The following is a 13,094-nucleotide window of genomic DNA, read 5'->3' as shown; positions in this document are numbered from 1 at the left end:
AGTTATGTAATGGAAAATAAAATTAATATTATTTATACTCGGATACCTAGCAAACTAGATGAAAGTGTTAGAAATGCAAATATTAATATATTAAGTCAAGAAGAAAAAAAAACTTATTATAATTTTAGAGTTAATCATAAGAAAAATGAGTATTTAATTGGAAGGATGTTATTAAAAAGATACTTATCCACTGTTCTTAAAATACCTCCAACAATGATTAATTTTAATAAAAATAAATATGGTAAATTATATTTAAAAGCAGAAGGTTATAATCACCATTTTAATTTATCACACTCTAATGGGCTAGTGATAATGGCATATACGAACGTGGGCAAAATAGGAATAGATACAGAACAGCTTCTCAATAATAAAATAGACTGTATGGAATTAGTTTTTACACCCTTAGAGATAGATTATATTTTAGATTCAACCAATAACAATGAACTTGAATTGAAATTTTATGAAATGTGGACTAAGAAAGAAGCGTATATAAAATGTATCGGTAAAGGATTTTCTTTACCACCGCTATCATTTTCATGTCTCGATTTCCCGAAAAGGTATGACTGTTACTCCTCTTATATTCTTAGTAACGATTTTTTAGTATCGGTTGTTTGTGAAAATACTAGAAGCATAGATTTAAAATACGAGTTAATGGAAATACCCTTTAACAAATTTGAACAAAAATGGTGTACTAACAATATTGTTTCCGTTCCCGTAGAAATGGATACTTATGTGGATGAGTAGTAAATACTAAAAATTTCCTGTTTTTTAGTATTATTTACAATAAAATAATTTTTAAGGAGGGAGGTATGAGATAATTAAATAAGCATATGTCAATCTTTATTCAGGAGGTAAAATGAATATTGGAATAATTTCAACTATAGGTTTAATGGCTTTATTAGACACCTTAAGCCCAGCCGTTTTTGGAGTAACTATTTTTATTTTACTTAGGAATAAGAAAGGTGAAAGTAGATTATTATCCGTAGTGGGTAATGATAATAGTGGGTGGAATTTTGTTTATTGGAAGTTGGTTCGTCCCTAAGAATTAGGAAAGAGAACTGAAATTTCCTAAGTATTTAAAAACAAGTACTATGATCATTTTAGGCATAACAACCTCTATTGTCGAAGTAGCAACCGCTCTTCCTTATTTCGCATCTTTGGCTTTGTTAAAAAGTTTAAATGTTGACTTTCTATATTGGTTTTTAATATTGATTGGGTACAACTTTATTATGATTGCACCATCTTTATTATTACTTTTATTAAAAACTGTTTTTAGAGGCCGTATTAATCCACTTTTAGAAAGAATCAGAAGAACATTTGCTAAAAGTTCTTCTTCTACTCTCTCATGGGTAATGTTTTTTATAGGGTTAATATTACTTTACAATGGTTCGAATTAATTTTACTGAGATATATTCAATTTGAAATTTAGAAGCAAAAAAATCATAAACGCATAATTCATGTTATTGAATATAGCGTTTATGATTAAGTTAGTTATAGAGAATTATTTATTTTACTGTTTATTTAATAATTCTCTTGGTGTCAACTTAGATGCTTTATAAGCTGGGAAGATGGAGACAATCGTACTGATACCGACTCCACTTATTATGGCTAAAATCATAGTATCAAGAGGAAAAGAAAAATGAATCATCGGACTATTCTGAGAGTTCATGTTGATAAATATGAGTAATATTCCTAGCAAAATACCAATTATCACTCCAATAATGCCTATAATTAGGCCTTCCCAAACAATCATTTGAAACACTTGTTTTGAAGTGAAAGCGATTGATCTCATAACTCCTATTTCTCTTTTTCTATCAATCATATTCATAATTATTGTATTTAGAATTCCAATACCTGCTACAAATATCGAAATTAATAGTAATCCATTAAATAATAGTTTTACTCCAGGTAAAGCTCTTTTTTGTTTTTGTATCTCTTCTGTTATTGTTTGAATATTAGTGATGTCATTTGGATATTGTTGCAATAACGTGTTTTTGACTTCACTTTCCTCCTGGCCCTTTTTGGTAACTATCAATCCTTTATGAGAAGAATTCACCTTAAAAATTTCAGAAAAGTGATTATCGAGCATAAAAGCTGAATATCCGCCGTATTGAGACGTTTCAACTTTACCAACAACTTTCAATTTATGCTTTTCTTCCCCGTAATTTATAGTAATATATTCTCCTATTTTCCCACCCCATGCATTAAATAGATAGGTACCCAAAGCTATCCCTTTATCAGTCGATAATAATTTCACAATTTGTTGAGTATCTTCTTTAGTTGAATAAAACAAAGGATATTCTTCGTACCATTGTGGATTAACAGAAATGATTGAGAACTGATTCCATTTTGAGTTTGCTTTCCAGATGACTTCCTGCTCCTTATATGAATGCACTTTATTAATATCTTTAACTTCGTTAATTCTTTCAAGCAATTCACTATCTAAAGAGGTTTCTGTCGTGAATCGAATGTTGCCTCCGTAAGTTCGGCTTATTTCTGTATTGATATTATTTTCAATCGATGTAAAAAGAGAGGATACAAAAATACCCAAACATACAACAAAAGATAGAATCAAGGATACATTTGAAGAACGATGTATAGTGCGTAGTATGTTTTTTGAAGCAACCTCACCTTGAAAAGGTATGACTTTTTTAAATAATAGAATCAAGTTTGTTAGAGTTTTCATTAACTGCGGATATATTAACGTTACGGCAATAATTAGTAAGATCATTGAAGATGGATGCTTGATGAAAATAGACAATAGCAGAACCAGACCTAAAATAGTTCTTATTTTTTGTTTTTTCTTATCTATAAATGTATCATTTTTTAAGCTGGAAACTATGCTGATTTTACTCCCTTTTTGAATTGGAATCCATGATGCTAAAATAGGGAATAATAATCCAAAAATCAATGAAATTATTAACCCTGTTTTATATTGTAATGAAAAGTGGAGGTTTTCTTGAAAAGAGTTAAATAAACCATTCTGTAACATCTGTGCTAAAGGAAAACCCAATGGAATACCAAGACCAATACTTAGAAGAGAGAGTATTAGTATTTCTGTTAAGAAAAACTGTTTAATTTGGTGTGGAACATAGCCTATGGTTTTCATAAGCCCAATTTCGTTATATCTTTCTAAGATACTTACGTTTACTGTATTGTAGACGATAAAAGAACTTATAAGAAGTGTTAATCCTCCAATTATATAGAGCATTAAATATAAACCTTCAAGTTGATTTGTTTGTTTTTCATCGAGAACGACTTTTTTTAGAAGCAGCTGTTTTTGAGATGTTTGTTGTCTTAATAATTTTTCTTCTTTCGAATTATTATTTTTCAATTTCAATCTTACTTCATCTAGTTTGTTTTGATCGTTAAAGAGGTTTTGTACCATCTGCAAATCTGCCACAGCACGCCAGCTTTTACTGCTTGCTTCCTGCCAATTAGCAGGTCCCTGAAGCAAAGGGGTGTCTTGAACGACTGCAGCAATAGGTATTTTTGTGAATCCTGTTGGCAACTTAACAGTTATATTGTCTCCATCCTTCAATTGCCATAAATTTGAGGTACTCTGATTAATAATTATCCCGTAATCTTGTATATCCCCACTTTTTACTTTAAGGTTCAGTAAATTGTTATTGAAGGTGGATAACCCTGTAAGACGTAGTTGTCTTTCAGAGATATTTTTAGATTTTGTAAAAGTAATACTAGTTTGTCTATGGATAAGACCAATTGAACTATCAATGCTTTTTTGTGCAGATATATCATCGAAAAATTCATTGGTTATTTCTCCTTTTTCCGGATTTATAACAAAATCCGCGTTACCTGTGTACAATTTTAGTTGTTCTTTTGTTAATTTTTGTGCAGTTTCAACTGTACTAACAACGGCAAATAAAGAAGCAACTCCAATTGAGATGGCCAATAAAGTAAAAAAAGATCGCGTAGGTTTACGAATTAAGTTTCTTAAGGATACTTTCCAAATCATATTGTTTTTCACCATCCTTTTGAATAAAATCCGAATCAATAACACCGTCTTTCAAAAGAATAATCCGGTTAGCAAAGCTTGCTGCATATATATCGTGAGTAACCATAACAATCGTTAAATTTTCTTTTTGATGTAGATTTGAAAGTAACTTTAATATATCAGTCCCCGTTTTCCTATCTAAGTTTCCTGTTGGTTCATCGGCTAAAATTAAGCTTGGATCCATTGCTAGAGCTCTTGCAATTGCAACCCGCTGTTGTTGTCCTCCGCTAAGTTGAGAAGGGAAGTGAGCTGCCTTTCCATCTAGTTTTACTGAACCTAATAAGTAGCTTACTTTTTTATTTATTGTGGAATGTTTGATTTTATCAGCATACAAAGGAAAAGCTATATTTTCAAAAGCAGTCATGTTCTGTATGAGTTGATAATTTTGGAAAATAAATCCGATATTTTTCCTTCGATACAAAGTAAACTTCTTTTCAGATAAGGATTCTAGACTTTTTTTTTGAATACTTATTGACCCCTTAGTAGGATAATCTAAACCACCCATAAGGTTTAGTAAAGTACTCTTTCCAGAACCCGATGGCCCCATTATAGCTACAAAATCACCCCTATCTATGGTTAAATTTATTCCTTTCAAAACTTCAAATACTTGTTTCCCACTGGAAAATTCTTTTGTAATATTTTTTAATTTTATCATTTTTTACCTCCTCACTTAGTTTAATCCATGTTATCAATATCTTTTATATAAAAACAATCCCTTTAATGAAATTTTATTTGAATATTTTATAAAGACTGATTCATTTAGATGATATATTTTGCGGAATATACGGATTCATAAATATTGATTAGAAAATAAAATAAATAATAAATACAATTCAGAGATATTTTATAAAAGAATATGTCCAGATAGGTTTAATTGTAAGAAATCTAAATAATATAAGTTGAAGGAGTGCAAATTATGGGGTTAAAAATGGGGAACATAGATGAATATAATTTGACAAGGGTTAAATATCCTTCCCATAAATCAGTAGCGGAAATATTTGAAGAACAAGTACAAAGGTTACCTAAAAAAGTTGCCTTATCATATGAGGATGAAAATTTAACATATCAAGAGTTAAATGATGCAATAAATAACCTGGCAAATGTATTAAGTGAAAAGGGAATAATTAAAGGACAAGTAGTTGGCTTATTAACGGATAGATCATTTGAAATGATAATTGGTATCTTTGCTTTAATTAAAATAGGAGCAGTTTACTTGCCCATAGACCCAACTAATCCTCAACAAAGAATAACTTATATTTTAAGAGATAGTAATGCAACTGCGTTATTGATCACTAATACTAATAAACATGTAATACCTCCTGAATTTTCAGGACTAGTCCATGAAATTAAAATTAATAAGAATAATAACGATGAAAATCCCAACGTTGAAATTAGCCCAAAGGATCCTTTTCATATAATTTATACATCAGGATCAACTGGTAACCCTAAAGGAGTGGTTATTAGTAATAAGAATATTATTAAGATGGTAAAAAATAATGGTTATATAGAAATCTCTGATTGTGACAATATCTTACAATTATCTAATTATGCTTTTGATGGTTCGACTTTTGAAATATTTCATGCACTATTAAATGGAGCGAAATTAGTATTAATTAGCAAAGATAAAATAATGGATATAAATTGCATGGCAGACATTATAAGAAAACAAAACATTACCTTTAGCTTTATGACTGTTCCTTTTTTCAATGCTATTGTAGAAGAAAACTTATCTTGTTTGGATAATGTGAAAAAGATTTGTTTTGGAGGAGAGCAAGCTTCTTATAATCACGTTAAAAAAGCTCTAGATTATCTAGGAGAAGATAGGTTGATTAACGGTTATGGTCCCTCGGAAGGGACGTGTATATCAACTAGCTATTTAGTTAATAATAGCCTAGAAAATTTAAACAGAGTTCCTATTGGAAGGCCTGTAAACAATACTATAGTTTATTGCCTAAATGAAAACAAAGAACCTCAACCTATAGGTGTTCCAGGAGAATTATATATAGGTGGAGATGGAATTGCGTTAGGTTATTTGAATAGACCAAAGTTAAATGAAGAAAAATTTGTTGAAAATCCTTTTATTATCGGGGAAAAAATGTACAAAACTGGCGACTTAGTTTATTGGAACACAGAAGGTCAGTTAGAGTTTCTGGAAAGAATAGACGAACAGATTAAAATTCATGGATATAGAGTTGAGATAGGGGAAATCGAACATCAAATACTTTGCCATTCTATGGTTAAAGATGTTGTTGTAACAGCTTTTGAACATTCGCCTGGAATTAAGTCTTTATGTGCATATGTTGTATTAAGGGAAAATATCGATTTAAGTGTAATAGATTTTAGAAAGTTTCTTCAAAATAGTCTCCCGGATTATATGATTCCAACATATTTTATGGACATTGAAAAACTTCCTCTAACATCAAACGGGAAAATTGATAGAAAGAATCTCCCTAAGCCTATTCTACGTAAAATCCTCTCAGAGGTAGAAATACCTCAAAATAAATTGGAAGAAAAAATTTGTTTGATATGGGAAGATCTGTTGAAAGTTAAGGGAATTGGTATAAATGATTCATTTTTAGACTTAGGTGGCAATTCTATTTTTGTATTTAGATTTATTTCTAGAATGAAAAAAGAATTGGGCATTGTTTTAAATATGGATACAACTTTTTTATTACCTACAATAAAGAAGCTAACTGAATACATTTCACTTAATAGAAAAAGTTTAAATAAAGAAGAATCGTTTATTGAACCCTCAGGAAAGGGAACGAAAGGTATTCTATCCGCTTCGCAAAAAAGACTATGGTTTCTTAATGAATTAGAAGGAGACAGCCCCTTATATAATGTGCCTAATTATATTGAAATAAATGGGGAGTTAGATATCAACCGTTTTGAAAAAAGTCTGAACTTATTATTAAAACAGCAAGATATTCTCCGAAGTAAATTTATTAATAAAGATGGAGTTCCTCACCAAAAGCAATCCTTAACTGCTATTGAAAGGTTAAGCGTAATAGATGTAGAGAAAAGAAAGAGTGAACAGATACTTGATTTACTACAATTTGAAGCCAAAAAAGGATTTGATATCAGCGAGAAGTTATATGATTTTAAACTGTATAAAATATCAGAAACTAGTTTTATCTTTTATTTCAACTTGCATCATATCATTTTTGATGGTTGGTCTTGTTCTGTATTTGTAGAAGAACTATTAAAAAACTATGAGGCAATGGAAAAAAAACGCGAACCTAAAGGCGAAAATAATTTTAATTATAATGATTATATTGATTACCAAGAGAAATTTTTGCTATCTTCTGAGGCTACCGAACAATTGGGTTACTGGAAAAATAAGCTTTCTAAGACAGCTAAACAGACTCGTTTAGTTCCTGGATCTCAAGTAAGTGAAGTTACCAATGAAGGTGATGAATGGGAATTTGAATTAGATATCGGGCTTATTGAACAACTAAAAAAATTCACTGAATCAAATCATGCAACACTCAGTATGGGTTTGATGTCTATATTTAAAATTTTTATATATCGTTTGTCTCAACAAAACGATATTTCTGTTGGTATGCCAGTTTTCGGCAGAAAAAACGTAGACTTCGAAAAATTAATTGGTATGTTTGTGAATACTGTAGTGATCAGAGATAAATTAGATAAGAGCATAACTTTTAAAGATTTATTGAAACAAATTAAGACAACTACAATTGAAGCATTATCGAATGATGAAATTCCTTTTGAAAAGGTTGTTGAAGAAATCAAACCTGAAAGATTTCAACAGAATTCACCTTTTTTCCAATATATGTTTGCGTTCCAGGATATACCCATAAATATTGAAAATAAAAATCTTCAAATGAAAGTAAGTAAAGTTAAATCAATTCACACTGGAACAGCTAAATTCGATTTAACGTTATATATAGAAAGAAAAGATGCAAAACTAGTGGGTAGATGGGAATACCGTAAAAGTTTGTTTAATAAGCAAACAATTGAAAGATTTTCGAGAATATTCATCAATCTGATGAAATCAGCGCTAGAAAATCCTGATTTTGTAATAGACCACCTTTCTTTACTTTCAACTAAAGAACAAAGGAACATAATTTACGATTTAAATGATACACAGGTTGAATTTCCTAAAGTTTGTTTGCATGAATTGTTCGAACAACAAGTACTTAAGACACCAAATCACATAGCAGCTATATATGAAGGTAAAACAATAACTTATAAAGAACTAGAATACAAATCAAATCAAGTAGCAAATATGCTAATTAATAAGGGAGTTCAAAAAAACAGTACTATTGGAGTGCAAATTCCACGATCTTTAAATCTTGTAATTGCATTGTTAGGTATTTTAAAAGCTGGAGGAGCATATGTTCCTTTGGATACAGAATTGCCACCTAATAGAGTCAAATTAATTTTAAAAGATGCTCAATCATCTATCATTTTTACAGAATCTTATGATAATCATTTTGATAATGATATTGAAGCAATATCGCTATTGAAGATGAAACAAGATATAAACAGATATAGTTACCATAAGCCTGATATAGAAATAAGTCCTGATCAATTGGTTTCTATTTATTATACATCTGGCTCAACAGGAAACCCTAAGGGTGTGTGTAATACTCACGTTGGTTGGGTGAATCGGATGTGCTGGATGCAAAACAAACACAATTTAAAAGAAAATGAAACAGTTTTGCAAAAAACCACTCTGACGTTTGATGATGCTGCTGTTGAGTTTTTTTGGCCTTTAATGGTAGGAGGAAGTATCGCATTAATCCCACCTGGAGAACATAAAGATCCAGTTAGTATCATCCAATATGCAATAGACTATAAAGTATCTTTACTTCAATTTGTACCTAGCATGTTACAGATGGTTGTTGATACTATCACAGTAAGTCAAAGAGAGGAACTGAATAAACTAAGAATTGTTGTTTCCAGTGGAGAAGCCTTAACTAATGACCTCGTACAAAATTTTTATCGTAAAATGCCAGGGAAATTATTTAATTCTTGGGGGGCGACGGAAGCTTCAATAGATTCCACATGCTATGATTGCCCTTCAATAAGTGAAGAAATACAAACAGAAATAGTTTCTGTAGGAAAGCCAATAGATAATAACAGAATATATGTACTTGATAACAGATATCAACCCTTACCAGTAGGCGTTCCTGGAGATTTATTCATTTCGGGAATCGGGCTTGCAACGGGTTATTTGAATAATCCTGAAAAAACCTTAAATTCTTTTATCGATGATCCTTTTTATCCTCAGGAGAAAATGTATAAAACCGGTGATAGAGGTTACCTTGATGAAAATGGAAATATCATGTTTCTGGGTAGAGAAGATAACCAAGTTAAAATAAGAGGCATGCGGGTTGAATTAGGAGAAATTGAGTCTAGCATTAAAAATATTAAAGCAATAAAAGATGCTATTGTTTTAAAAAGAATGGAAACTCTAATAGCTTATTATATCATTGACAACAATCAATCTTCCTTGAATCAAATAGAAATAAATGAAGAATTAAAACGTACGTTACCGGAATACATGGTTCCGACTCATTATATTGAGATGGTTTCTTTTCCCTTTAATCAAAATGGGAAGGTAGACAGAAAAGCTTTACCTATACCTACTGAAGATAACTTAATTAAAAACGAGCTTTTTATAGAACCAAAAAATAAATTAGAGAACGAAATTCTGCAAGTATGGAAAAGTCGTTTGAATCTCAATAAAATCGGTACACATGATTCCTTTTTTGAACTGGGTGGACATTCATTATTAGCTGTTCAAATAGTTGCGGAAATGAACCGGAAATTTAACTCCAGATTAAAGGTGAAAACTCTATTTGAAAATCCGACTATCGTAAGTATTGCTCGATTGATTGAAGAACAAGAAAAAAATTCAAGTGAATACCATCAAATAGAAAAAAAATCTATTGAGGGAGAACTATATGAATTATCGGATGCCCAAAAAAGAATTTACTTTTTAGATAAGTTAAATACAAACAACTTATACAACGTTCCTTTGATATTAAAGTGTAACCTGCCGATAGATCAGAGTACTTTAGAAAAGAACCTAAACAGATTATTAAAACGACATTATTCCTTACGTACAGTTTTTATTGAAAATAAGGGTATACCAAAGCAGCAAGTGAAGAAATCCAGTTATGAAATGGACTTAAGAAATACTACCGTAAATAGTGAAGATATTCATACTTTAATTCAAAAAGAATTAAGTTATAAGTTTAAAATTGAGGATGAGCCATTAATAAGGGGTTTATTAGTAAAAACTCCGAAACATGACATATTGATTTTGACGTTTCACCATATTGTTTGTGATGGTTGGTCTTTGAAGATTTTTAAAGAAGAATTAAGTCAATTGTGTATTGAAGATTATAAGTTTCTTCAAAAGGAACCTGTTCAATATATAGACTATACTCTCTGGCAGAAAAATAATACAACTCTGTTACTTGAGAAACAACTTTTATATTGGAAAAATCAACTTAGAAATTTTCAACCTAACGTACATTTACCACTCGAGAATATTAATAGAGGAACAGAAAGTGTAGAAGAAAATACTATAGTTAAAAGTGCTTTATCAGAAAGTACCTCACAAAAATTAAGGATGATTTGCAAGAAGCTGAAGGTAACCCCTTTTATGATTTTACTAGGCTATTTCTCAATTTCACTTTCGAAAATGTCTAATCAAAAAGATGTAATTTTGGGGACACCACTTATTAATCGGAATAGAGAAGAGTTAGAAAATGCTTTTGGTTTATATTTAAATACACTTCCTATAAGAACTTATGTAAATGATCATCTATCATTTGAAGAGTACATGTTAAATGTAAAAACAACTATAGTTGATTTATTTGAAAATCAAGATGTTCCATTTGAAAAGTTAGTAGAAGAATTACAATTAGAAAGAAAATTAAATAGAAATCCCATTTTTGATGTTCTGATCAATTTTAGAAAGTTTGATAAGCATAATGATATAAATATGTCACTATTTGATGAAATTGAAGTTGATAATATACCATCCAAGTTTTTTATGACTCTTTACATTGAAGAATGTGAAAAAGAATATATTTTTAAATTGGCTTATAGAAATGATTTGTATTCCAATGAAAGAATGAAAGAGTTTTTGAATCAGTACAAGAGTTTCATTGAAAATTATATAGAAAACCCACTTATAACAATAGAAAAGATGTTAGCTGTTACAGATTATTCAAAGAAGATTCTGCCAAACCCAACTAGTACAATCCAAAAGAAAACTTATCCATCTGTTATAGAAGAGATTGATAGATGGGCAAAAAAACTTCCTGAAAAAACAGCAATTGAAGCAGGTTTAATTAAACTTTCTTATAAAGAACTTAGTTTAATGATTAAAAATAGAGCAGCAGATTTAATTCAATTAGGTATTAAATCAGATGAAATTGTAGGTATATATGGCAGCAAGAATATAAATACTATTGTAAGCATTTGTGCAGTACTCAAGATAGGAGCAACTTTTGTTAATCTAGATGATTCTATACCACCTAAGAGATTAGAAAAAATGCTACAAAAAATAGAAATAGAGACAATATTGAAAGCAGCAGATATTCCAACTGCAAATCATAATGTATTTAAGTCACTAAACATCAAAAAAATATATAATGTTGAAATGGAAAAAGCCAATAAACATTTTAAACAAGAAAATGAAATGCATTTATCAAAGCAAACAGAAAATGCATATATATTTTTTACTTCAGGCACCACGGGATTACCAAAGCCAATTTTAGGTACACATAATGGTTTATCGCAGTTTATCGATTGGCAAAAGAAGGAGTTTGACGTAGGAGTTCAAGATAGGAGTGCTCAACTTACAAATATTACTTTTGATGTATATTTGAGAGATATTTTCTTACCTTTGACCAGTGGAGCAACTCTGTGTATACCAAACAATCAAGAAGATATAATCGATTGGTTACACAAAAATGAAATCACTCTCTTACATGGTGTTCCTAGTTTAACAAAATATTGGCTCTCAAATACCAGTTGTAAAGAGCACTTAGGTAAACTCCGACATATCTTCTTTGCAGGAGAACCATTAACTAAAAAGTTAGTTGATATGGTAAGGCTAATAACAAGTGCACAAATAAACAATTTTTATGGCCAAACTGAATCAACTTTAGCAAAGAGTTTTTATCAAGTTTCTACCACGGAAGTAAATGATGTTATGCCAATTGGTTTCCCTATTAACGATGCTCAATTGTTAATACTTACCCCGTCGGATGAAATGTGTGGAATCGGAGAGGCGGGATCTATCCATATAAGGTCACCTTATATGACAAAAGGGTATATAGGCGAAGGAGAAACATTTAAGGTTAATCCTTATACTAATAACCCTGAAGATTTAATTTATAAAACAGGCGATTTAGGAAGGTATAGAATTGATGGTTCTGTTGAGATATTAGGTAGAATGGATGATCAAGTAAAAATTAACGGAGTACGTATAAACAAAAATGAAATCAGTATAAGTTTGTTAAAGGAAAATGAAATTGCGGAGTGCGTAGTGATTGATACCATTTATAATGGCAAAAAAACTTTATTTGCATTCTTAGTATTAAAAGAGAATGAAGTATTAGATACGGATTTATTACGAATAAAATTAAAAAATGAATTATTATCAATTATGATTCCAAGCCGATTTTTTATTCTTGAAAAGTTGCCAATAACAAAAAATGGGAAAATAGATAAAGAAAAGCTTTTAGATATTACAAGAAAACAAACTCTACTTAAGAAAAAAGCAATTTCTTTTGAAACAGAATTGGAATTGAGTCTTAAAGCAATTTGGGAAGAAGTTATAGGTGTAAATGCAATTTCTCCAGAAGACAATTTTTTTGAACTAGGCGGTCATTCATTGTTAATTTTGAAATTGATCGTTCAAATAAAAAAGAAGTTGCATCAGGACGTTAATGTAATAGACATCTTTAAGTATCCGACAATAAAAACCTTAGCTGTTTATATGTCTCAAAAAAATAGGGACGTAAAAGCTTTAAAAGAAGTGAGAAAAGTGAAAAGAATAATACAAACGGAGTAAGTAGGAGGTATGATT

At 30.2% G+C, this 13,094-nt stretch carries 6 protein-coding genes; 4 read left to right on the top strand and 2 right to left on the bottom strand.

Going from position 1 to position 13,094, the window contains the following annotated elements; translation table 11 throughout:
* Window positions 1–9 precede the first annotated feature (9 nt).
* The 3 genes from JNUCC51_RS10290 (at window position 10) to JNUCC51_RS10280 (ending at window position 1,397) form a co-directional block, all read left to right on the top strand.
* Window positions 10–744, top strand: coding sequence for a 4'-phosphopantetheinyl transferase family protein (locus JNUCC51_RS10290; RefSeq protein ID WP_337991909.1), 735 nt, complete (start codon window positions 10–12; stop codon window positions 742–744).
* A 112-nt stretch (window positions 745–856) separates the two neighbouring features.
* Window positions 857–1,042, top strand: coding sequence for a hypothetical protein (locus tag JNUCC51_RS10285; RefSeq protein ID WP_337991908.1), 186 nt, complete (start codon window positions 857–859; stop codon window positions 1,040–1,042).
* A gap of 49 nt (window positions 1,043–1,091) precedes the next feature.
* Window positions 1,092–1,397, top strand: a complete 306-nt coding sequence (locus JNUCC51_RS10280; RefSeq protein ID WP_337991907.1) for a GAP family protein — start codon at window positions 1,092–1,094, stop codon at window positions 1,395–1,397.
* 113 nt (window positions 1,398–1,510) lie between these two features.
* Here JNUCC51_RS10280 and JNUCC51_RS10275 read toward each other — a convergent pair whose 3' ends face one another.
* Complete coding sequence (locus JNUCC51_RS10275) at window positions 1,511–3,976, bottom strand: ABC transporter permease (protein WP_337991906.1); 2,466 nt, start codon at window positions 3,974–3,976, stop codon at window positions 1,511–1,513.
* A complete protein-coding gene (locus JNUCC51_RS10270; RefSeq protein WP_337991905.1) occupies window positions 3,939–4,670 on the bottom strand; it encodes an ABC transporter ATP-binding protein in 732 nt (243 codons plus the stop codon). Before JNUCC51_RS10270 ends, JNUCC51_RS10275 begins: the two co-directional genes overlap by 38 nt.
* Window positions 4,671–4,931: 261 nt before the next feature.
* Between JNUCC51_RS10270 and JNUCC51_RS10265 the strand changes: the two genes are divergently transcribed.
* Window positions 4,932–13,079, top strand: coding sequence for an amino acid adenylation domain-containing protein (locus tag JNUCC51_RS10265; RefSeq protein ID WP_337991904.1), 8,148 nt, complete (start codon window positions 4,932–4,934; stop codon window positions 13,077–13,079).
* Window positions 13,080–13,094: the final 15 nt, after the last annotated feature.

Source organism: Lysinibacillus sp. JNUCC 51, from assembly GCF_015999525.1.
Taxonomy (GTDB): Bacteria; Bacillota; Bacilli; order Bacillales_A; family Planococcaceae; genus Lysinibacillus; species Lysinibacillus xylanilyticus.
Note: the sequence above shows the minus strand (reverse complement) of the source record. Positions and strands in the feature narration are given on the sequence as shown.